This is a genomic window from Phenylobacterium sp. (assembly GCF_019636135.1).
Taxonomy (GTDB): Bacteria; Pseudomonadota; Alphaproteobacteria; order Caulobacterales; family Caulobacteraceae; genus Phenylobacterium.
The window spans coordinates 78580-100754 of sequence record NZ_JAHBYD010000006.1; the positions used below are offsets into that span (position 1 = coordinate 78580).

At 71.0% G+C, this 22175-nt stretch carries 21 protein-coding genes; 5 read left to right on the forward strand and 16 right to left on the reverse strand.

Features of this window, described 5'->3' with window-relative positions:
* Positions 1–138: 138 nt before the first annotated feature.
* From KF737_RS06020 to KF737_RS06030, 3 genes are read right to left on the reverse strand one after another with little or no spacing between them, the layout of a single operon-like run.
* Positions 139–1410, reverse strand: coding sequence for a DNA polymerase IV (locus KF737_RS06020; protein ID WP_296451524.1), 1272 nt, complete (start codon positions 1408–1410; stop codon positions 139–141).
* Complete coding sequence (locus KF737_RS06025) at positions 1407–2282, reverse strand: ROK family protein (RefSeq protein ID WP_296451527.1); 876 nt, start codon at positions 2280–2282, stop codon at positions 1407–1409. Before KF737_RS06025 ends, KF737_RS06020 begins: the two co-directional genes overlap by 4 nt.
* Positions 2279–2941, reverse strand: coding sequence for a hypothetical protein (locus tag KF737_RS06030; protein WP_296451531.1), 663 nt, complete (start codon positions 2939–2941; stop codon positions 2279–2281). Before KF737_RS06030 ends, KF737_RS06025 begins: the two co-directional genes overlap by 4 nt.
* Before the next feature lie 111 nt (positions 2942–3052).
* Here KF737_RS06030 and divK point away from each other — a divergent pair, with 111 nt between their 5' ends.
* Positions 3053–3418 carry a cell-cycle response regulator DivK gene (divK, locus tag KF737_RS06035; protein ID WP_296451534.1) on the forward strand — a complete coding sequence of 122 codons (366 nt, stop codon included), beginning with the start codon at positions 3053–3055 and terminating at the stop codon, positions 3416–3418.
* 7 nt (positions 3419–3425) lie between these two features.
* The gene (locus KF737_RS06040; protein ID WP_296451537.1) at positions 3426–4790 is read left to right on the forward strand and encodes a PleD family two-component system response regulator; all 1365 of its coding nucleotides are present in this window, start codon (positions 3426–3428) and stop codon (positions 4788–4790) included.
* 97 nt (positions 4791–4887) lie between these two features.
* Here the strand turns inward: KF737_RS06040 and KF737_RS06045 are convergent, their stop codons facing one another.
* The 4 genes from KF737_RS06045 to rnr form a co-directional block, all read right to left on the reverse strand.
* A complete protein-coding gene (locus KF737_RS06045) occupies positions 4888–5994 on the reverse strand; it encodes a Fic family protein (protein ID WP_296451542.1) in 1107 nt (368 codons plus the stop codon).
* Between the two features lie 189 nt (positions 5995–6183).
* Complete coding sequence (gene rpmG, locus KF737_RS06050) at positions 6184–6351, reverse strand: 50S ribosomal protein L33 (protein WP_296451545.1); 168 nt, start codon at positions 6349–6351, stop codon at positions 6184–6186.
* Between the two features lie 140 nt (positions 6352–6491).
* On the reverse strand, positions 6492–7229 hold the full coding sequence (locus KF737_RS06055) for an NUDIX hydrolase (RefSeq protein WP_296451548.1): 738 nt from the start codon (positions 7227–7229) through the stop codon (positions 6492–6494).
* Positions 7230–7286: 57 nt separating this feature from the next.
* Positions 7287–9605 carry a ribonuclease R gene (gene rnr, locus KF737_RS06060; protein ID WP_296451551.1) on the reverse strand — a complete coding sequence of 773 codons (2319 nt, stop codon included), beginning with the start codon at positions 9603–9605 and terminating at the stop codon, positions 7287–7289.
* 43 nt (positions 9606–9648) lie between these two features.
* On the opposite strand from rnr, the gene KF737_RS06065 reads away from it, so the two are divergent.
* Positions 9649–10803, forward strand: a complete 1155-nt coding sequence (locus KF737_RS06065; RefSeq protein ID WP_296451554.1) for an iron-containing alcohol dehydrogenase — start codon at positions 9649–9651, stop codon at positions 10801–10803.
* A 67-nt stretch (positions 10804–10870) separates the two neighbouring features.
* Here KF737_RS06065 and KF737_RS06070 read toward each other — a convergent pair whose 3' ends face one another.
* From KF737_RS06070 to ruvX, 9 genes are all read right to left on the reverse strand, one after another.
* The gene (locus tag KF737_RS06070; protein ID WP_296451556.1) at positions 10871–11668 is read right to left on the reverse strand and encodes an alpha/beta hydrolase; all 798 of its coding nucleotides are present in this window, start codon (positions 11666–11668) and stop codon (positions 10871–10873) included.
* Between the two features lie 146 nt (positions 11669–11814).
* Positions 11815–14457, reverse strand: a complete 2643-nt coding sequence (gene topA / locus KF737_RS06075) for a type I DNA topoisomerase (RefSeq protein WP_296451559.1) — start codon at positions 14455–14457, stop codon at positions 11815–11817.
* Between the two features lie 106 nt (positions 14458–14563).
* Positions 14564–15652 carry a DNA-processing protein DprA gene (gene dprA, locus KF737_RS06080; protein WP_296451562.1) on the reverse strand — a complete coding sequence of 363 codons (1089 nt, stop codon included), beginning with the start codon at positions 15650–15652 and terminating at the stop codon, positions 14564–14566.
* Positions 15649–16302: a glycerol-3-phosphate 1-O-acyltransferase PlsY gene (gene plsY / locus KF737_RS06085; RefSeq protein WP_296451565.1), complete on the reverse strand. Its 654-nt coding sequence runs from the start codon at positions 16300–16302 to the stop codon at positions 15649–15651. The genes dprA and plsY overlap by 4 nt, the downstream gene beginning before the upstream one ends.
* 117 nt (positions 16303–16419) lie before the next feature.
* A complete protein-coding gene (locus KF737_RS06090; RefSeq protein ID WP_296451568.1) occupies positions 16420–16923 on the reverse strand; it encodes a hypothetical protein in 504 nt (167 codons plus the stop codon).
* Position 16924: 1 nt separating this feature from the next.
* Positions 16925–17059 (reverse strand): hypothetical protein, encoded by a 135-nt coding sequence (locus tag KF737_RS06095; RefSeq protein ID WP_296451571.1) that lies wholly within the window; start codon positions 17057–17059, stop codon positions 16925–16927.
* A 134-nt stretch (positions 17060–17193) separates the two neighbouring features.
* Positions 17194–18483, reverse strand: coding sequence for a dihydroorotase (gene pyrC, locus KF737_RS06100; protein WP_296451573.1), 1290 nt, complete (start codon positions 18481–18483; stop codon positions 17194–17196).
* 94 nt (positions 18484–18577) lie between these two features.
* Positions 18578–19558 carry an aspartate carbamoyltransferase catalytic subunit gene (locus KF737_RS06105; RefSeq protein ID WP_296451575.1) on the reverse strand — a complete coding sequence of 327 codons (981 nt, stop codon included), beginning with the start codon at positions 19556–19558 and terminating at the stop codon, positions 18578–18580.
* Between the two features lie 80 nt (positions 19559–19638).
* Entirely contained in the window at positions 19639–20097 is a 459-nt protein-coding gene (gene ruvX / locus KF737_RS06110) for a Holliday junction resolvase RuvX (protein ID WP_296451578.1), read from the reverse strand.
* Between the two features lie 68 nt (positions 20098–20165).
* Between ruvX and gatC the strand changes: the two genes are divergently transcribed.
* Both gatC and gatA read left to right on the forward strand, forming a co-directional pair.
* Positions 20166–20453: an Asp-tRNA(Asn)/Glu-tRNA(Gln) amidotransferase subunit GatC gene (gene gatC, locus KF737_RS06115; RefSeq protein ID WP_296451582.1), complete on the forward strand. Its 288-nt coding sequence runs from the start codon at positions 20166–20168 to the stop codon at positions 20451–20453.
* Between the two features lies 1 nt (position 20454).
* Positions 20455–21927, forward strand: a complete 1473-nt coding sequence (gene gatA, locus KF737_RS06120; protein WP_296451588.1) for an Asp-tRNA(Asn)/Glu-tRNA(Gln) amidotransferase subunit GatA — start codon at positions 20455–20457, stop codon at positions 21925–21927.
* The last annotated feature ends 248 nt before the right edge of the window (positions 21928–22175 follow it).

Sequence of the window (22175 nt, forward strand, 5' to 3'; positions counted from 1 at the left end):
ATCCCGACCCGATTAGATATGCCAGAAAGCGCCTTTTGAAAGGGATGAATCGTCACGGCCCGGGTTCACGCTGCGGCGCCTGCGCCTGAACCCGGCGGCCCGCCGCCTGCCGGCTTTCGTGGCGTTGGCGCCGAAACCTCACTCTTCGTCATACGTGGTCCTGGCCCGCAGGATGCGTCCCGAGGTGACCGAATCGGGGCCGAACTTCGCGCGGATCGCGTCGATGGACCGTTCGGAGGCCAGCGCCTTCTTCTCGTCGCCGGCGAAGAAGTCGTCCGCGGCCTGCCCGGCGTCGACCAGGTCGGCGATGCCGATGCCGATCAGGCGCCACGGCCGGCCGGTGGCCTCCCGGGCCAGCAGCTCGCGGCCGACCTTGAAGAGGGTGTGCGCGGTCTGGGTGGCGACGGGCAGGGTGCGGCGCCGTGTCACGATCCGGAAGTCGGTGGTCCTGAGCTTCAGCGTCACCACGCGGCCGGCGACGCCGCCCTGGCGGGCCTGGCGGGCCACCCGCTCGGCCAGCGGGGCCAGCCTGTCCTCCAGGTCGGGGATGCGGCTGAGGTCCTCGTTGAAGGTGGTCTCGCAACTGATGCCCTTGCGCGCCTCGTTGGGGTTCACCGCGCGATGGTCGCGGCCGTGGGCGAGGTTGTGCAGGCGCAGGCCGTGGGCGCCCCAGCGCTCGGCCAGCACCTTCACGTCGACGCGGGCCAGGTCGCCCACCGTGTGGTAGCCGGCCTTCTCCAGGCTGGCGACCATCGCGGGCCCGACGCCGGGCAGGATCCTCACCGGCTTGTCGGCCAGGAACTGCTGCGCCTCATGGCCGATCACCGAGAAGCCGCGGGGCTTGTCGAGGTCGGAGGCGACCTTGGCCAGGAACTTGTTCGCCGCCAGGCCGATGGAGACGGTGAGGCCGGTCTCGTCCTCGATGCGCTGCTGCAGCTTCGCGAGCGTGACGGCGGGCGGCGCGCCGTGCAGGCGCTCGGTGCCGGAGAGGTCCATCCAGGCCTCGTCGAGGCTGAGGTTCTGGATCAGCGGCGTGAGCTCCGCCGCCATGCCCAGGATGCGCTTCGATTCGGCGCGGTACTTGGCGAAGTCGGGCTTGATCACCACGGCCTCGGGGCAGGCCTTCAGCGCCTTGAACATCGGCATGGCCGAGCGCACGCCCTTGATGCGGGCGATGTAGCAGCAGGTGGTGACGACGCCGCGCTTGCCGCCGCCGACGATCACCGCCCGGTCGCGCAGCTCGGGCCGGTCGCGCTTCTCGACGCTGGCGTAGAAGGCGTCGCAGTCCATGTGGGCGATGGCGAGGGCGCCCAGCTCGGGATGCGTCACCACCCGCGGCGTGCCGCAGGACGGGCAGCGCCGCACGGCCTCCTCGCCGCTCCAGAAGCAGTCGCGGCAGAAGGCCCTCATTCCAGCTCGTCCAGCCGCCAGAGCCAGGCCGCGCCCCGGACGCCCGACGAGTCGCCGTGCATCGCCTTCACGACAGGCGTGGCGAACACGTCGGAGAAGACGTGCGGGGCGATGGCCTCGGGCAGCCGCTCGTAGAGCCGTGCGATGTTCGACATGCCGCCGCCCAGGACGACGACGTCGGGGTCGAGCACGTCGGCGATCACGGCGAGGCCGCGGGCGAGGCGGTCGATGTAGGTGTCGAGGGCGTCCAGGTCGCCCGCCGCCACCGCGGCCTCGGCCGGGCGGCCGGCCTCGCGGGCGAAGCCCGTCCCCGACAGCCAGAGCTCCAGGCAGTTCACGCGGCCGCACCAGCAGGCGACGCCCGGCAGTTCGGGCCCGCGCGGCCAGGGCAGGGGCGTGTGGCCCCACTCGCCGGCGATCCGGTTGCGGCCCTCCAGCAGGCGGCCGTCCACGGCGATCCCGCCGCCGCAGCCTGTGCCGACGATCACCGCGAAGACCACCCCCGCGCCGGCCGCCGCCCCGTCGGTGGCCTCGGACAGCGCCAGGCAGTTGGCGTCGTTGGCGTAGCGGACGGGGCGGCCCAGCGTCCGCTCCAGGTCGGCCGGGAAGGGCCGGTCGTTCAGCACCGTCGAGTTGGAGTTGCGCATCAGGCCGGTGACCGGCGAGGGGGAGCCGGGTCCGCCGACGCCGATGCGCGCCACCTTCGCGCCCGCCTGCCGCTCGGCCTCGGCGACGACCTGCGCGGTCGCATCGAGCCGCGCCGGATAGTCCGGCGGCGTGGCCACGCGCACCCGTGCCTGGAAGCGGCCCCCGGCGTCCAGCGCCGCGGCCTCGATCTTGGTGCCGCCGAAGTCGACGCCGATGCGGATCATGGCGCGCGGCGGACCGCCGCTTCGATCGCTTCGCCCAGGTCGGCCCAGTCGTCGAAGCGGGGGTGGTTGTCGGAGCGCGGCGCGAACGGGCGCAGGCGCAGGTCCGCGACGTGCTGGAACGTCGCCGTGCCCGGCGAATGCTCCGTCACCGAATCGAGGTTCGGCAGCAGGTCGTCGACGAAGGCGGTGCGGTGCGGAGTCTGGGCGACCAGGCCGGCGGCGATCGGCCCCTTGGGACCCGAGTTCAGCACGAGCGGATGGGCCATCCCGTGCCGGGCCAGCCATTGGGCGCGCAGCCGCTCGCCCTGGGCCGGCGCGTTCGACAGGATCAGGATCTCGGCCGACTTCGCGAGCTTGTTCAGCGCGGCGATCGCCCCCGGCGCCGGCTCGATCTCGTGGCAGTGGCCGGCGAAGAACTCGTCGAACAGCCTGCGCCCCGTCTCCAGGTCGATGTGCTCGGAGCCGCCCGGCGGATAGACGTTCTGGAACAGGGCGAACCGCTCGATCCGCATCTCGTAGCCGCGGCCGGCCAGGAAGTCGCCGAAGCCCTGCATGAACAGGCCCAGCACCTCGTCCACGTCGACCAGCACCAGGGGCCGCTCGGCCGGCAGGCCCAGCGAGGCGAGGGTGGGAACGGTCGGGGTCGGGGCTTGGGCCAAGTCACCTCGGTACGCGGATAACGAAGTTTAAGGATATCGCGGGGAATAACCATCGGCAGGGTGGGGAAGGCCGAAAACCGGCCGGGTCCCAAGAACGCTTGTCGGGGCTGAATGGCCAAGAAGGTCCTCATCGTCGAGGATAACGAGCTGAACATGAAGCTCTTTCATGATCTGCTCGAAGCCCAGGGGTACGAGACCCTCGAGACCCGTGAGGGTCTGGCCGCGCTGTCGCTCGCCCGCGAGCACAAGCCGGACCTCATCCTGATGGACATCCAGCTCCCCGAGATCTCGGGGCTGGAGGTCACCAAGTGGCTCAAGGAGGACGACGACCTCGCGCACATCCCGGTGGTGGCGGTGACCGCCTTCGCCATGAAGGGCGACGAGGAGCGGATCCGCGAGGGCGGCTGCGAGGCCTATATCTCCAAGCCGATCTCGGTCAGCCACTTCCTCGAAACCATCAAGCGCCTGTTGAACTAGGCCGCCCATGTCCGCCCGCATCCTCGTCGTCGACGACATCGAATCGAACGTGCGGCTGCTGGAGGCCAAGCTTTCGGCCGAATACTACGAGGTGCTGACCGCCTGCGACGGGCCGACCGCCCTGGCCGTGGCCGCCTCCGAGCGCCCCGACATCGTGCTGCTCGACGTCATGATGCCCGGCATGGACGGCTTCCAGGTCTGCCGCCGGCTCAAGGACGACCCCGAGACGCGCCATGTGCCGGTGGTGCTGGTGACCGCCCTCGACGGCCGCGCCGACCGCGTGGCGGGCCTGGAGGCCGGCGCCGACGACTTCCTGACCAAGCCCATCGACGACGTGATGCTGTTCGCCCGCGTCCGCAGCCTCGTGCGCCTGAAGGCCGTGATCGACGAGTTGCGCGACCGCGAGGCCTCGGGCCGCCGCATGGGCGTGATCGCCGGCGCCGCCTCGCGCCTGGGCGGCTCGGGCGGCCGCATCCTCATCGTAGACGACAACCCGCGCCAGGCCGAGCGCGTGGCCTCCGAACTCTCGATCGAGCACCGCCCGGTCGTGGAGACCGAGGCCTACAAGGCCGCGCTCACCGCCCGCGGCCCCGTGGACCTGGTCATCGTGAACACCGGCGCCAAGGCCTTCGACGGCCTGCGCTTCGCAGCCGGCCTGCGCTCGGACGAGACCACGCGGCAGATCCCGATCCTGGCCGTCGCCGACGTCGACGAGCGGCCCAAGGCGGTCAAGGCGCTGGAGATCGGCGTCAACGACATCCTGGCCCGCCCGATCGACCCGGGCGAGCTGGCCGCCCGCGTGCGCACCCAGATTCGCCGCAAGCGCTACACCGACTACCTGCGCTCGAACCTCGACCACTCGCTGGAACTGGCCGTCACCGACCAGCTCACCGGCCTGCACAACCGCCGCTACATGTCGGGCCAGCTCGAGGCGCTGATGCGCCGCGCCTGCCAGGGCGGCGAGCCCGTGTCGCTGCTGGTCATCGACATCGACCACTTCAAGAAGGTCAACGACAGCTTCGGCCACGACGTGGGCGACGAGGTGCTGGCCGAGTTCGCCGTGCGCCTGGCCTCCAACGTGCGCGCCATCGACCTGCCCGTCCGCCACGGCGGCGAGGAGTTCGTGGTCGTCATGCCCGACACCGACCTGGAGGACGCGCGCCGCATCGCCGAGCGCATCCGCCTGCACGTGGCCGGCGCGCCCTTCCGCGTGATGGGCGGCCAGGAGCTGCTCAGCGTCACCATCTCCATCGGCGTCGCCTCCAGCGCCGGCGCGAGCGACACGTCGAACGCGCTCCTGAAGCGCGCCGACGAAGCCGTCTACGAAGCCAAGTCCCGCGGCCGCAACCGGGTGATCGCGCGGGCGGCATAGAGGCTCAGTCCCGCCCGTAGATCCATTCCGTCAGCATCAGCCGCGGGACGGAGAGTCGCCCCAGTCAGCGACTGATTCTCCACTGTCAGCGGTGCGCTCACATGGCCACCGCGAGGTGATAGCGGGTGGATTTCAGTGCGCCGGTCTGCGTCAGCGCGCCCATCGCGACCAGTTCTTGCAGATCCCGGGTGGCGGTTGCGCGCGAAGTGTCGGTGATCGTGAGGTAGTTGGCGACGCTCAACCCGCCCTTGAAGCCGTCCGGCCCTTCACGGAACATGCGGGCGACGACCCGCTCCTGCCGCGTGTTGAGGCGGCCCCGGAAGCGGTCGTGGAACCTGGTCCTGGCGAGCAGGAAGTCGATGAGGGTCAGGCTGTAGTCCTGCGCGTCGAGCGCCATGCTCGCGAAATACGCCAGCCAGTCCGTGACCTCGTTGGCCTTGTTCGCGGCTTCCAGCGCATCGTAGTAGGCGGTGCGGCTGCGCTGGATGGTCTGCGACAGGGCGATGAGGCTGGGCTGGCCGATGGCCTGCGAGAGCGCCTTTTCGGCGATGCCGCGCGCAATGCGCCCGTTGCCGTCCTCGAACGGATGGATGGACACGAAATAGAGATGCGCCAGCCCTGCCCGCGTCAGTCCGGGCAAGGGCCGCACGCCATCCGGCGCGGTGTCGGCGCACCATGCCAGGAAGCGCGCCATTTCCGCAGGCATGGCGGCGGACGGCGGCGCTTCGAAATGGACCTTCGGACGATGCAGCGGCCCGGACACCACTTGCATCGGGTCGTCATGCTCGCGATAGCGCCCCACGGCCGCCACGTCCTGCCGCCCGTTCATCACCATGCGATGCCAATCGCACAGCGCCTGTTCGGTGAGGGGTTCGGCGAAGTCGCGATAGAGCGCCATCATCATTTCGGCGATGCCCCGCTCGGCGGGCGGGATGCGGCGATGGTCGGTCTCGAGCCCGAACTGACGGCGCAGGGAGGATTGCACGCTGTCGCGATTGAGCCGTTCCCCCTCGATCTCGGCGGTCTTGACGGCCTCGCCCGTCATCACGTCGATTGTGACGGTGGCGCGATCGTCATCACCGAGGTGCTTGACCGTGCCGATGACAACGCCGGATTGCCGCAGGAACCGCGCTTCGAGCGCGGCCAGGGCCGCGCTGTCCCACCGAAAATCCGGCCAATCCGACTGCTGCCAGTTCCATCTCATGCGTTACACTGCCGCCGTTTATGCCTCATAAAGTCCCATAATTTGAGGTATAAATCCACTCCTTATAGCTCATGGCGAGAGCAGCAGGCGCGCCACATGCGGCGTCGCTCGGCGAGAGCGGCCGTCAGAAACGCAAAACGCCCGGCGGTGAGGCCGGGCGTCTTCGGATCGGTCAATGCGTCGGCGTGACTACTTGATCTTGCCTTCGCGGAATTCGACGTGCTTGCGCACGACGGGATCGTACTTCTTCAGCACGAGCTTGTCGGTCTTGGTGCGGGCGTTCTTCTTGGCCACGTAGAAGTAGCCGGTGTCCGCCGACGAGTTCAGGCGGATCTTGATGGAGGCGGGCTTCGCCATGGGTCTTGTCCTCGGGCGGGGCCAAACGGATACGCACCGCCGGCGGGTGTTTCTTCAGGAGGCGCGGAAAATACGAATCCGCCGCCGGAAGTCAACCTCGCCCTTGCCGCCCTCCCTTTCCCGCAGGCGGGAAAGGGAGGCTACAGGTACGTCGGCCGCATGCCGCTCTCGCGGTCCTTGTAGCGCAGGAAGGGCTTCGGGCGGCTGGGGTCCTTCATCCGCTCGACGGTCTCCTTCAGCATCATGCGCGTGACGGTCGGTAGCGGCAGGCCCATGGCGTCGTCGAAGTCGACCCAGTCGATCTCCTCCAGTTCGCCGCAGTCGGGCTGGCGCTCCAGGCTGGTGAGGCGCTCGGCGTCGGCGGTCAGGAACCAGGTGTCGAAGCGCTTGCCCACCGCCGGCGGCGTGATGGCGCGGGCCACCACGTCCATGGCGTCGAGGTCGGCCAGGAAGCCCTGGGCGACGAAGTCCTTCCACGGCCCTCCGGCCTTGGCGGCGCCCGGCCTGGCCAGCAGCAGGCCGGCTTCCTCCCAGGTCTCGCGCACGGCGGCCAGCGCCAGGGCGCGGCCGCGGCCGGCGGGCAGGTAGCGGTCGAAGAGGCCGCCGACGTCGGTCCGCAGGTCCGAGGCGAAGGGGGCGCGATAGTCGGCCCGGTCGATCCGGCCGCCCGGGAACACCCAGCGATCGGGCATGAAGCTGTGGCCGCCATGACGCTTGCCCATCAGCACGCGCGGCTTGGCGGCGTCACGGCGGATGATCATCACGGTGGCGGCGTTCTTCGGGCGCACGGCCCGCTGGCCGGGAACGCGCGGCGGGCCCTCGGGCTTCGGGGCGCCGTCCGGCGCAGGGGCCTTCGCGGGAACTTCGATCTTCGACATGAAACAACTGTATGACCTCGCCGGAGCCCGAGGAAAGGGCGCCGTGGCGGAAGGCCGCTACCGCCGCTTGCCGCCCATCTTCTTCTTGCGGCCGGTGCGGATGCCGGGCGGGCGGCCGCTGGCCGGTTTGGGCGGCCCGCGCCTGGGGCCCCGGTCGAATCCCCGGTCGCCGCGCTCGCGCATGCCGAGGCGGGGCCGCGGCATCGAGGCGTCGGCCGGCGCGGGGTCGCTCAGCATCTCGAACAGCAGGCCGCCGGTGATCGGCGTGGCTTCCTCCAGCCGCACCTGCACGGTCATGCCCAGCGGCCAGCGCGCGCCGGAGCGCTCGCCCACCAGCGAATGGGTGCGATCGTCGTGGACGAAGTACTCGCCGCCCAGCCTGGAGATCGGCACGAGGCCGTCCGCGCCGGTGTCGGCCAGCCGCACGAAGAGGCCGAAGCGGGTGACGCCGGTGATCTTGCCGGCGAACTCGGCGCCGACCCGGTCCGACAGGAAGGCGGCCACGTAGCGGTCCATGGCGTCGCGCTCGGCCGCCATGGCGCGGCGCTCGGCGTGGGTGATCAGTTCCGCGGTGTCCTTCATCTTCGAGATGTCCCAGTCGGACAGCCCGTCCGAGCCCAGCCCCAGCGCGGTGATCAGCGCACGATGCACGATCAGGTCGGCGTAGCGGCGGATGGGCGAGGTGAAGTGGGCGTACTTCGCCAGGTTCAGGCCGTAGTGGCCGATGTTCTCGGTGGAGTAGACCGCCTGCATCTGGGTGCGCAGGACCACCTCGTTGACGATGTCGGCGTGGGGACCGCCGCGGGTCTCGTCCAGCAGCCTGTTGAAGCGCTCGGTGCGCGGCGCCTCGCCCTTGGTCCACGGCAGGCCCATCGAGCCCAGGAAGTCGGCGAGGGCCTGGATCTTCTCCGGGCTGGGCTGGTCGTGGATGCGGTAGATCAGCGGCGTCTTCTTCTGCTCCAGCGTCTCGGCGGCGCAGACGTTCGCCTGGATCATGAACTCCTCGATCAGCTTGTGGGCTTCGAGGCTGGCGCGCGGCGTGATGGCGGCGATCTCGCCGTCGGCGATGGCGATCTTGCGTTCGGCGCTCTCGATGGCCAGCGGCGAGCGGGCGTCGCGGCCCGTCTTCAGGCAAGCGTAGGCGGCCCAGAGCGGCTTCAGCACCGGCTCCAGCAGGGGGCCGGACTTGTCGTCGGGTTGGCCGTCGACGGCGGCCTGGGCCTGCTCGTAGCTGAGCTTGGCGGCCGAGCGCATCAGGCCGCGGACGAACCTGTGGCTGCGCTTGCGCCCGTCGGCGCCGAACACCATCCGCACGGCCAGGCAGGCGCGGTTCTCGCCCTCGCGCAAGGAGCACAGGCCGTTCGACAGCCGCTCGGGCAGCATCGGCTCGACGCGGTCGGGGAAGTAGACGCTGTTGCCCTTGTCGCGGGCGATGCGGTCCAGCTCGGAGTTCGGGCGCACGTAGGCGGCCACGTCGGCGATGGCGACCCAGCAGACCCAGCCGCCCGGGTTCTTCGGATCGTCGTCCGGGTGGGCGTAGACCGCGTCGTCGTGGTCGCGGGCGTCCACGGGATCGATGGTGACCAGCGGCAGGTCGCGCAGGTCCTCGCGGCCGGCCAGCGTCGGCTCCTGCGCCGCTTCGGCCTCGGTTTCGGCGGCCTCGGAGAAGCCGGTCGGGATGCCGTGGGCGTGGATGGCGATCAGGGAATAGGCGCGCGGATCGTCCTCCTTCCCGACGATCTCCAGCAGCTTGCCGCGCTTGGGTCCATAGCGGGGGCCGTGCGGCTCGATCTGCGCCACCACGAGGTCGCCGTCGCGGACGTCCTCGCCCTCGGGCAGCAGCAGGGTGTCCTTCGAGCGGCGGTCGACGGGCTCGACGCGGACCTCGCGCCGCGCCTTGCGGACCACGCCCAGGATGCGGTGCGCGCTCTGGCCGAGGCGCTTGATGAGGCGGGCCTCGAACTCGCCGCTCTCCAGCTTCACGAAGCGCACCAGCACGCGGTCGCCCAGGCCGGGCGCGCCGGCCTTCGGGTCGCTGTTGGGCGAAAGCGCCACCAGCGGGGCGTCCTCGCCGCGGGTGAGGCGGACCAGGAGATCGCCATCGGCGTCGCGCTCCACCACGTCGGCCACGCCCACCTCGGGCAGGGCGCCGGCCTCGGCGAAGCCGCGGCGGCCGCGCTTGCCCAGCGCGCCGTCGGCTTCCAGGGCGTTCAGCATGTGGCGCAGCGCCCGGCGATCCTCGCCCTTCAGGCCGAAGGCGCGGGCGACGGCGGCCTTGTCGGTCTCGCCGCTCTCGCGGATGAACTTCAGGAGGGTGTCGCGGTCGGGAAGGCCTTTCGCAAAGCGGGCGGACTTCGGAATCTTGGGTCGGGCCATCGGGCGTGCTTTAGCATCTTTGCCGAGGCGGGAGGGCCAGAAGATGCTGACCGGGACACACAGGTTTCCGCGCCAGGACCAGATCGCCTACGGCCGCCCGGCCGCCGAGGTGGTGCGCGAACTCGCCAGGGCCTGGGGCTGCTCGCGGCTGCTGGTGACGACGACACGTTCGCTGGCGGGCGGCCTGGCGGCGGACTTCGCGCGCGGCCTCGGCGACCTCTCCGTCGGCGTGTTCTCCGAGATCGGCGCGCACTCGCCGCGCGAGGGCGTTATCGCGGGCGCCGCCGAGGCGCGGCGCGCGGAGGCCGACCTGCTCGTGGCCCTGGGCGGCGGCTCGGTGATCGATGCGACGAAGGTGATCCAGCTCGCGCTCTGGGCCGGCCTGACCGAGCCCGGGCAGCTCGACGCCTACCGCGCCGCGCGCGGGCCGGGGCGCACCGACGTGAGCAGGGTCCCGGCGGGCGTGCGCATGATCGCCGTGCCGACCACGCTGTCGGCGGCGGAGTTCACGGCCTTCGCCGGCGTCACCGACGTCGCGAACCGGTCGAAGGAGGGATATGGCCACCCGCTGCTGGCCCCGCGCGCCGTCGTGCTCGATCCGGAGGCGACGCGCGCGACGCCGCTCCAGCTCTGGTTCTCGACGGGGATGAAGGCCGTGGACCACGCCTGCGAGCAGCTCTGCAATCCTCAGCGCGCGCCCTATGCCGACGCCCTGGCGCTGGACGGCCTGCGCCGTCTCGCCCGCGGCCTGGCCGCCACGAAGGCCGATCCGAACGACATGGGCGCCCGGCTCGAATGCCAGTTCGGCATGTGGCTGGCGATCAGCGGCGTGGGCTCGGGGCGCGGCATGGGCCCCAGCCACGCCATCGGCCACACCCTGGGCGGGACCTACGGGGTGCCCCATGGGATCACGTCGTGCGTGATCCTGCCGGCGGTGCTGGCCTGGACCGGGCAGGGCGGCTCGCCGCAGCACGCCCTGATCGCCGAAGCCCTGGGGGCGCCCAGCGCCGCCGAAGGCGTCCGCCGCCTCGTGACCGACCTGGGCCTGCCCGCGGACCTGAAGAGCGTCGGCGTCGGCCGCGAGGCGTTCCAGGCCATCGCCGAGCATACGATGCACGACGCCGGCGTCCGGACCAGCCCGCGCCCGGTCGCCGGCCCGGCGGACCTGGTGGAGATCCTGGAACTGGCGGCGGGCTAACGGACCCACCTCTCTGAACGTCATGGCCGAGCCTGTCCCGGCCATGACGTTCCGGGAGGGAAGGGGGCTAGCGCGTCAGGAAGTCGATGATCGCCGGGTAGGCGGCGCGGTCCTGGAGCATGAAGAGGTGGCCGCCCTCGAACCAGTGGAGCTCGGCGCCGGGGATGCGGGCCGCCATCCGCTCCTGGGTAGCGGGGAGCGCGATGCCGTCGTAGCGGCCGGCGGCGATCATCGTGGGGCAGGCGATCCGGCCCAGGCGATCCCAGGTGTCGTGGTGCGAACGGGCCTCGAGCTGGTTCCACGCGCCCTCGGCCTGGCCGGGTTCGCCGGCGTAGGGATCGGCCGCCGCCAACTGCACGAAGCGCTCGTAGTCCTCCGGGTTCGCGGCCTGCCAGGCCGCGTCTCGGCGCGTGTCGCTGACCGGCATCAGGAAGCGGGCGCGTTCCTCGCCCTTCAGGTGGTCGATCTCGTGGAATGGGTAGGACGCGCCGCCCGCGCCGCCCGGCGAGGTGCAGGCCAGCACCAGCCGCTTCACCCGCTGCGGATGCCGCAACACCAACTCCTGCGCCACCATCCCGCCGAACGAGACGCCGACCACCAGGGCCGCGTCCCAGCCCTGGTCCGCCATCAGCGCCGCCGCATCGTCGGCGTACTGGGCCATCGAGTACGGGCCGTCCGGCTTGCTGGTGCGCCCCAGGCCCCGCTGGTCGTAGGCCAGGAGGTCGAACGTGCGGGCGAGCGGCGAGGCGAAGACGTTGGGCTGCACCCTGAGGTCGCCGCCCGTGCCCGAGATGAACAGCAGCGGCGGCCCCGCGCCGGCGCGCTCGTAGTAGAGGTCGAGGCCGTTGATCTGCGCTGTCGGCACGCGAACCCTCCCAACCCGCTCATCCCCGCGAATGCGGGGACCTAGGCTTGCTTCCGACGAAGCTAGCCACAGGCCGCGTGGGACGGAAGGTCGTCCGCAAAGAGAAGTCTGGGTCCCCGCATTCGCGGGGATGAGCGGAAGAGGGGTTAGAACGGCGCCTCGTCGTCGTCGATCGGGGCGGAGGCGGCCCTTTTCGCCGCCGGCTTCTTCGCGCCCGCCTTCTTCTTCGCGGGCTTCTTGACGGCCTTCGCCGCGCCGCCCTCGGCCTTGGCGGCCCTCGCCGGCTTCTTGCCCTTTTTGCCGCCGCCCTTGGCTTCGCGCTCGGCGATCAGGGCCACGGCCTGCTCCAGGGTCACCGACAGCGGGTCGGCGCCGCGGGGCACGTTGGCGTTGGTGGAGCCGTGCTTGATGTAGGGCCCGTAGCGGCCGGAGAGCACGCGCACGGGCTGGCCGTCCACCGGGTGCGGGCCCAGCTCCTTCAGCGCCGCGGCCTCGGCGCCGCCCCGGCGGCCCGCGCGCTTGGTGGCGATCAGGTCCACGGCGCGGTTCACGCCCACCTCGAACACCTCGTCCACGCTCGGCAGGTTGGCGTAGGTCCCCTCGTGCAGCACGAACGGGCCGAAGCGGCCGATGCCGGCGAGAATGGGTTTCCCGTCCTCGGGGTGCAGGCCGACCTCGCGGGGCAGGCGCAGCAGGCGCAGCGCCTTCTCCAGGTCCATGTCGGGCGCGCTCCAGCCCTTCGGCAGGCTCGATCGCTTCGGCTTCTCGCCGTCGCCGAGCTGCACGTAGACGCCGAAGCGGCCGGTCTTCAGGTAGACGGTCTCGCCGGTCACCGGGTCCTTGCCGAGCTCGCGGTCGCCCGACGCGCCGTCCTCGCCCTCGACCTGCACGCCGATCGGGCGGGTGTAGCGGCACTCCGGATAGTTCGAGCAGCCCAGGAACGGCCCGTAGCGGCTCGACTTCAGGCCCATGCGGCCCGTGCCGCAGGTGGGGCAGGCGCGCGGGTCCGAGCCGTCCGGCTTGTCCGGGAACAGGTGCGGGCCGAGCGCGGCGTCCAGCGCGTTCAGGACGTCGGTGATCTTCAGGTCCGCCGTCTCGCCGATCTTGGCGTTGAACTCGGTCCAGAACTCGCGGAGCAGCACCTTCCAGTCGAGGTCGCCGGCCGACACCAGGTCGAGGCGTTCCTCCAGCCCGGCGGTGAAGTCGTACTCGACGTAGCGCTCGAAGAACTCGCCCAGGAAGGCGATCAGCATGCGGCCCTGGTCCTCGGGCACGAACCGCTGCTTCTCCATGCGGACATAGGCGCGGTCGCGCAGCACCGTCAGGATCGAGGCGTAGGTCGAGGGCCGGCCGATGCCGAGCTCCTCCATCTTCTTCACGAGGCTCGCTTCCGAATAGCGCGGCGGCGGCTCGGTGAAGTGCTGGTCGGCCTTGGCGGAGCGGACGTTGGCCGCGGCGCCCTCGGCCACCTGCGGCAGGCGGCCGCCTTCCTCGTCGTCCGGGTCGTCGCGGCCTTCCTCGTAGACGGCGAGATAGCCCGGGAAGGTCACCACCCGGCCCGTGGCGCGCAGGCCGGTCCGGCCGTCGCTGCTCTCCAGGTTGATGTTGGTGTCCTCGATGCGCGCGGCTTCCATCTGCGACGCGATCATCCGCTTCCAGATCAGCTCGTAGAGCCGGCCGAGGTCGCCCTCGAGCTTCAGCTTGCCGGGGTTGCGGCCCAGGCTGGTCGGGCGGATCGCCTCGTGCGCCTCCTGGGCGTTCTTGGCCTTGGTGGAGTAGATCCGCGCCTTCTCGGGCACGTAGTCCTTGCCGTAGAGCCCGTTGATGACCGCGCGCGCCTCGTCCAGCGCCTCGGGCGCGGTCTGCACGCCGTCGGTCCGCATGTAGGTGATGAGGCCCACGGTCTCGCCGCCGATGTCGATGCCCTCGTAGAGCTTCTGGGCGGCCTGCATGGTGCGCTGCGCGTTGAAGCCCAGCTTGCGCGAGGCCTCCTGCTGCAGGGTCGAGGTGGTGAACGGCGGCGGCGGCGAGCGGCGGCCGGGCTTGCGCTCGACCGAGGCCACCTTGAAGGTCGCGGCCTTGATCGCGTCGCGCGCGGCGAACGCCGAGGTCTCGTTGGCGAGGTCGAACTTGGTGAGCCGCTTGCCCTCATGCTTCACGAGGCGGGCGGTGAAGGGATCGCCGCCGGCGGCGACCTCGGCCTCGACCGTCCAGTATTCCTGGCTCCTGAAGCGCTCGATCTCGATCTCGCGCTCGACGACCAGCCGGAGCGCCACCGACTGCACCCGGCCGGCCGAGCGCGCGCCCGGCAGCTTGCGCCACAGCACCGGCGAGAGGGTGAAGCCGACCAGGTAGTCCAGCGCGCGGCGCGCCAGGTAGGCCTCGACCAGTTCCATGTCGAGGTCGCGCGGATTGGCCATGGCGTCGAGCACGGCCGACTTGGTGATGGCGTTGAACACGACCCGCTGGACCGTCGCGCCCTTGATGGCGCGCTTCTTCTGCAGCACCTCCAGCACGTGCCAGCTTATCGCCTCGCCCTCCCGGTCGGGGTCGGTGGCCAGGATCAGCTTGTCGGCCGCCTTCGCCGCGTCAGCGATCTCGGCCAAGCGTTTGGCCGCCTTGCCGTCGACCTCCCAGGACATGTCGAAGTCCTCGTCCGGGCGCACCGAACCGTCCTTCGCGGGCAGGTCGCGGACGTGGCCGTACGAGGCCAGGACCTTGTAGTCCGAGCCCAGGTACTTGTTGATGGTCTTGGCCTTGGCCGGGCTCTCGACGATGACGAGTTGCATCTAGAGGTGTGTCTCGTCCCCAGAAAAAGAGCGCGGAAGGTGGGGGCGGCGCCCGTGCGCTGTCAACGTCCGCTTTCGGCCCGGCCGGCGAGCCCCCTTAGGGGGCTCACGCTGTTGCGACCATTCCGCCCGGCAGCAGTTCGGCGCGGCCGGCCAGCGAAAGCTCCATCAGGGCGGCGAAGACGAGCGGGGCGGGGGCGCGGGCGGCGCGGACCAGTTCGTCGCGGCTGACCGGCGTGGGCGACAGGAGCGCGGCGAGGCGTTCGCGCAAGGCCTCGTCGGGTTCGCAGGCCGGGCCGCGGAAGGGCGTGGGGTCCGGCTCGCGGAAGCCGCCGAGGCCTTCGAGGGCGCGCAGAACGTCGTCGACGCCCTCGCAGATCGCCGCGCCCTGGCGGATCAGGTCGTTGGTCCCCCTGGCGCGCGGGTCGAGCGGCGAACCGGGCACGGCCAGCACCTCGCGGCCCTGCTCGTTGGCGAGGCGGGCGGTGATCAGCGAGCCCGAGCGGAACTCGGCCTCCACCACCACGACGGCGCGGGCGAGGCCGGCGATGATGCGGTTGCGGCGCGGGAAGTCGCGGGCGACGGCGGTGCGGCCGGGCTCGCTCTCGGAGACCACACAGCCCTCGGCGACGATGCGGTCGTAGAGGCCGCGGTGCTCGGGCGGATAGACGTCGTCGATCCCGCCGCCCAGCACGGCGACCGTGCCTGTGGGCAGCGCCCCCTCGTGCGCGGCGGCGTCGATGCCGCGCGCCAGGCCCGAGACCACGACGCAGCCGGCCTGGCCCAGGTCGGCGGCGAGCCCGCGGGCGAAGCGCTGGCCGGCGGCCGACGCCACCCGCGCGCCCACCACCGCGACGGTGCGGCGGTCGAGGGTGGCCACGTCGCCGCGGGTCCAGATCAGCGGCGGCGGCGGATCGAGCGCGGCCAGCGCCTGCGGGAAGTCGGGCTCGCACGATGCGATCAGCCGCGCGCCGAGCCTGGCCCCGGCCTCAAGTTCGGCGTCGGCCTCGTCGGCGGCCGGGACGCGGATGCCGGCGCGCCCGCCGCGGCGGGCGAGGTCGGGCAGGGCGGCCAGGGCGACGGAGGCCTCGCCGTAGCGGGTGATCAACTGGTCGAACGTCACCGGCCCCACGTTCTCGGCGCGGGCCAGCCGCAGCCAGTCGCGGCGCTGGGCGTCGGTCAGCGGCCGGATCACCCCTCGGCGCTCTCCGGAGCCTTCCTGCCGCCGCCGATCTTCGGCTCCTCGCCCTTCAGCAGGCGGCGGATGTTCTCGCTGTGCCGCACGTAGACGAGGAGCGCCATGAAGAGGGCCAGCAGCGCGATGGGCCGCGGCCGCCCCAGGCCCAGCGCGATCGCCGGCGCCAGCGCCACCGCCACCAGCGCCGCCAGCGACGAGATGCGGAAGAGGAAGGCGGTGGCCAGCCAGGCGGCGCCGGCCGCCAGGCCCACGGGCCAGGCCGCCGCCAGCAGCGTGCCGAAGAAGGTCGCCACGCCCTTGCCGCCCCGGAAGCCCAGCCACACCGGGAAGAGGTGGCCCAGGAACGCCGCGCCGGCCGCCAGCGACGTCAGCACCGCCTGCTGCTCGACCGTTCCGTCGCGGGTGGCGAGCCAGGCCAGCAGCACCGCGACCGCGCCCTTGCCGCCGTCGCCCAGCAGGGTGATGGCCGCGAGGTCCCGCCGTCCGGTCCGCAGTACGTTGGTCGCGCCGATGTTGCCCGACCCCACCTTGCGCAGGTCGCCCGCGCCGCCCAGCCTGGCCGCGATCACCCCGAACGGGATCGAGCCCAGCAGGTATCCCCCCGCCAGCGCCGCGCCGATCTCCACCGGACCCAGGACTTCCGCCATGCACGCTCCCTCGTCGCCCGCAGTCCTAGCGCGGGCCGCGCCGTTCGTCTCGCGGGCCGGAGCAGAAGGGAACTAATCGGGAACGTCAAGGCAAATGCACAGCTTGCCGCCTCCGGGCTAGATCCGCCAGTCCACGGACAGTCCGCAGCGCGCCAGGCGTTCGGCCATCACGCGCGGTGAGGTCGCGTACCAGAAGCACGCCAAACCGACCGACGATTCGCGCCCGCTCCGGGGCGCGTCCGGCTTGAGCATGATCTCCAGCGACCGCGGCAGGCCCTCGAAGAGCCCTTCGGGCCCTGTTTCGATCCGCTCGATATCCCCGAGACCCACCGACCATCCGACCTCGACGAGACGGCCGTCCCGGATTTCCAGGCCTCGAGCGCCTCCGAACAGCACGCGCGCGACCAGCGGCAGGCCGAGCGTGAGAAAGCAGCCGATGCCGAGGATCACGGGCAGGAAGTAGCCGACGCCGAACTGCAATTCGTCATAGCGCGGTCGATAATAGCCTCTTACCAAGGCCAGCCAGAGCATCAGCGCAATCAAGCCGATGCCGAGCAGATACAGCGCCAGTATCCTGGGCGCCGACAGGTTTCCGATGACGATGTGAGGTTCCCGAGCCAACTCAGAAGGCGCGGCGGCGTCCCGCCCAGGTCTCGGGATTGTTGACTCTCGCAACGCCTTCGCGCGCCGTCCTTTCGAATTCGCGAGCAAAACGCCTGGCATTGCGCCAGCCGCCGGCCAGCGCCGAGGCGAGCATCTCACCATCCTTTTGTCCTATATATTCTCCGAGCTGCGCCGCAGAGTCAAGAACAAATAGAGAACAATGCTCTCCCATGTTCATCGGCCCCGGGGATGGACCGGGGGATGTGAGTAGGGGAGAGTCGCCGGCGCCTAAGCCGAATAGACCGTCCGGCCGTCCACCAGCGTCCGCAGCACGCGGCCCTGAAGGCGGCGGCCGTCGAAGGGGGAGTTCTTCGACTTCGAGACCAGCTTGTCGGCGTCGATGTGGACCGGCGTGTCGAGGTTGGCCAGCACCAGGTCGGCCGGCGCGCCCTTGGCGATGCGGCCGGCGGCGAGGCCCAGCAGGCCGGCCGGCGCGCTCGTGACGGTGCGGATCAGGTCGATCAGCGGGATGCGGCCCTCGTGGTGGAAGGCCAGCAGCGCCGCCAGCAGCGTCTGCAGGCCCACCGCGCCGGGCGCCGCCTCGTCGTAGGGCAGGCGCTTGTCCTCGGCCGGCGCGGGCGCGTGGGCCGACACCACCACTTGGATCAGCCCCGAGGCCACGGCCTCGATCACCGCCTGGCGGTCGTCCTCGCTGCGCAGCGGCGGGTCGAGCTTGCAGAAGGTCCGGTAGTCGCCGATGTCGATCTCGTTGAACGACAGGTGGTTGATCGAGGTGGTCGCCGTCACCGGCAGGCCGCGGTCGAGGCCGCGCTTCAGGCTCTCCAGCGCGCCGGCGGTGGTGACCTGGTCGACGATGAGCTGGGCGTCCGTCAGCTCCACCAGCGCCAGGTCGCGCTCCAGCATGATCTTCTCGGCGACGGCCGGGACGGCCGGCAGGCCCATCCGCGCGGCGAACTCGCCCTCGCTGGCCGCCGCGCCCGCCGAGAGCCACGGATCGGCCGGGCGATGGGCCACGGGCGCGCCGAACGCTCGCGCGTAGCTGAGCACCCGGCGGAACACCTTGGAGTCGACGATCGGCTTGTCGGCATCGGTCACATAGAGGCAGCCGGCCTCGTGCATCAGGCCGATCTCGGCCATCCGCTGGCCCTCGCAGCCCTTGGTGGCCGCGCCGGCCGGATAGACGTTCACGAGTTCGATGTCGCGGGCGCGGCGCAGGATGAAGTCCACGACCGATGGCTCGTCCATCACCGGGTGTGTGTCGGGCTGGACGACGATGGTGGTGACCCCGCCGGCCGCCGCGGCCAGGGCGGCCGACTTCAGCGTCTCCTTGGGCTCGGCGCCCGGCTCGCCGGTCTTCACCCGGATGTCGATCAGGCCAGGGATCAGCAGCGCGCCGTCGGCGTCCACCACCTCGACGTCGGCCGAGAGCTTCCCGAGGTCCGGCTTGCGCGCCACGTCGGCGATCACGCCTTCCGTGACGACCACCGCGCCCGGCCCGTCGTAGCCGCTCGCGGGATCGACCAGCCGCGCGTTCACGAAAGCGAGGGGACGGCTCATCCTACTTCGCTCCCTTCGGGAGCTTCGAAGGACAAGTCCGCCCATCCCGCGATCGCGTGGAGGGCCTGCCCTCCGAAGCCTTGGCGAAGGAGGGTCACCGGTCGTTCTCCAGCCGCGCGGCGAGCGAGGTCAGCACGGCCATGCGGGCGGCCACGCCCATCTCCACCTGGTCCTGGATCAGGCTGACCGAGAGGTCGTCGGCGACGTCCGAGTCGATCTCCACGCCGCGGTTCATCGGCCCGGGATGCATCACCCGCACGTGGTCCGACGCGAACGCCAGCTTCTCGCGGTCGAGGCCGAAGAAGCGGAAATACTCGCGCTGGCTGGGGGCCATCACGCCATCCATCCGCTCCAGTTGCAGGCGCAGCATCATCACCACGTCGCAGCCGGCGATGCCCTGGCGCAGGTCGTGGAACACCTCGACGTTCCAGAGGTGCGCCGCGGCCGGGATCAGCGTCGGCGGCCCCACCAGCCGCACGTTGGCGGCCAGCATCTGAAGCATGGCGATGTTCGAGCGGGCGACCCGGCTGTGCAGCACGTCGCCGCAGATCGCCACCTTCAGCCCGGCGATGTCGCCGAAGGCGCGGCGGATGGAGAGCGCGTCCAGCAGCGCCTGCGTCGGATGCTCGTGCTGGCCGTCGCCGGCGTTGATCACCGAGCAGCCCACCTTCTGCGACAGCAGCGAGGCCGCGCCCGACGAGGCGTGGCGCACCACCAGCAGGTCGGGCTGCATGGCGTTCAGCGTCACCGCCGTGTCGATCAGCGTCTCGCCCTTGGAGATCGACGAGGAGCGCGGGCTCATGTTGACCACGTCGGCGCCCAGCCGCTTGCCCGCCAGCTCGAAGCTGGCCTGCGTCCGCGTCGAGTTCTCGAAGAAGAGGTTCATCAGCGTCCGGCCCTTGAGCAGGTCCAGCTTCTTCGAGGTCTGCCGGTTCAGGCTCACGAACCCGTCGGCGAGGTCCAGGAGGCTGCGCACCTCCACCTCGTTCAGGTCCGTCGCCGACAGGAAATGGCGCTTGGGGAAGGAGAAGGTCCGTTGCAGGACCTCGTTCAGGCCGGGGGGTGCGCCGCTCATCAAAGCGCCCTCCTAGAGGACCCCGCCCCCGATGGGAAGCCGACGCAACGGGTGATCCCCAGGATTCCTGGCCCCCGGGCTCAGCCGTTCCGCAGGCGGTCCAGCGCGCCTTGCAGGATCCAGGCGGCGGCGGCCCTGTCGACCACCTCGGCGCGGCGCGCGCGGCTGACGTCGGCTTCGCCGATCAGCATCCGGTTCACCGCCATGGTCGACATCCGCTCGTCCCAGAACGCGATCGCGAGGTCCGGCTTCAGCCGCAGCAGGTTGCGCGCGAACGCCCGGTTCGACTGGCACCGCGCGCCCTCGGTCCCGTCCATGTTCACCGGCAGCCCGATGACGAAGCCGACCGGCCGGCGGCTGTCCACCAGCCTGAAGAGCGCGGCGACGTCGTCGGTGAACCTGGTCTTGCGGATCGTCTGCAGCGGCGAGGCGATCATGCGGATCGCGTCGGACACCGCCACGCCCATGGTCTTCTCGCCCAGGTCCAGGCCCACGAGGGCGCCTGCGGGCGGCAATTCGGCGAGATCAACGACGGCCATGGCCGCCTATAGCTTGCAATACGCCCCCTCGCACGGCTAACCACCGCGCTCGTAATCAGGAGGCCCCCATGGCCATCGACGCCGCGACGGTGCGCAAGGTCGCGAGGCTGGCGCGCATCGCAGAGCCGGAAGAGAAGCTGGAGCCGCTCGCCAGGGAGCTCTCGGGCATCCTGAACTGGATCGAGCAGTTGAACGAGGTCGACACCGACGGCGTCGAGCCGATGACCACGTCGGTCGCCACGACGCTGCCCATGCGCGACGACGTCGTCACCGATGGCGGCGACGCGGCCCGCGTGCTGGGCAACGCGCCCAGGTCCGAGAAGGGCTTCTACGTCGTGCCGAAGGTGGTGGAATAGCATGTCCGACCTGACCGGCCTGTCGCTGAAGGCCGCCCTCGACGGCCTCGCCAAGGGCGACTTCTCCTCGGAGGAGATCACCAGCGCGCACCTCGACGCGATCCGCGCGTCTCGGCCGCTGAACGCCTACGTGGTCGAGACGCCGCATAAGGCCATCGAGATGGCCAAGGCCTCGGACGCCCGCCGCAAGGCCGGCGAGGCCGGGCCGCTGGAAGGCGCGCCGCTGGGCGTCAAGGACCTGTTCTGCACCGAAGGCGTGCAGTCGACCGCGGGCTCGATGATCCTGCGCGAGTTCCGGCCTGCCTACGAGAGCACCGTCACCTCGCAGCTCTGGCGCGACGGCGCGGTCATGCTGGGCAAGCTCAACATGGACGAGTTCGCCATGGGCTCGTCCAACGAGACCTCGGCCTGGGGGCCGGTCGCGAACCCCTGGCGCGTGGAAGGCTCGAACGCCAACCTGACCCCCGGCGGCTCGTCGGGCGGCTCGGCCGCGGCGGTCGCGGCCGACCTGTGCCTCGGCGCCACGGCCACCGACACGGGCGGCTCGATCCGCCAGCCCGCCGCCTTCACCGGCACGGTCGGCATCAAGCCGACCTACGGCCGCTGCTCGCGCTGGGGCATCGTCGCCTTCGCCTCGTCGCTGGACCAGGCCGGCCCGATGGCGCGCTCGGTCGAGGACGCCGCGATCCTGCTGAAGTCGATGTCGGGCCACGACCCGAAGGACTCCACCAGCCTGCCGGTCGAGGTTCCGGACTTCCCGGCCTTCGTCGGCAAGTCGGTGAAGGGCCTGCGCGTCGGCATCCCGAAGGAATACCGCGTCGACGGCATGCCCGCCGAGATCGAGAAGCTGTGGGAGCAGGGCATCGCCTGGCTGAAGGAGGCCGGCTGCGAGATCGTCGAGGTCAGCCTGCCGCACACCCGCTACGCGCTGCCCGCCTACTACATCATCGCCCCGGCCGAGGCGTCCTCGAACCTCGCCCGCTACGACGGCATGCGCTACGGCCTGCGCGTCGACGGCCAGAACCTGACCGACACCTATGAGAAGACCCGCGCGGAGGGCTTCGGCGCCGAGGTGAAGCGCCGCATCCTGATCGGCACCTACGTGCTCTCGGCCGGCTACTACGACGCCTACTACCTGAAGGCCCTGAAGGTGCGCGCGCGCATCGCCGAGGACTTCGACAAGGCGTGGGAGAAGGTCGACGCCCTGCTGACGCCGACGGCGCCCTCGGCCGCCTTCGCGCTGGGCGAGAAGTCGGACGATCCGGTGGCGATGTACCTGAACGACATCTTCACGGTGACGGTGAACCTGGCGGGCCTGCCGGGCATGAGCATCCCGGCCGGCCTCGACGCCAACGGCCTGCCGCTCGGCCTGCAACTGATCGGCCGGAACCTCGACGAGGGCACGCTCTTCTCGCTGGGCGGCGCCATCGAAAAGGCCGCCGACTTCAAGGCCAAGCCGAAGAAGTGGTGGTGAGGGTCTAGGCATCCCTCCCCATCAGGGCAGGGCGATCGCATATGGCTTGTGGGCGGCTTGTCCGCCCGATTCTTGAACCGCAGAGATCGCGGAGACACGCAGAGAGGGGCGCCGATCCACCGGAGTCCTCTGCGTATCTCCGCGATCTCTGCGGTTTGACTGACGGCCTTATCAGCCGCCCGAATCCATATGCGATGGCCCTACGCGTCAGGGCAGGGGCGGCTCGCCCCAGGCGAGCGGGGTGGGGA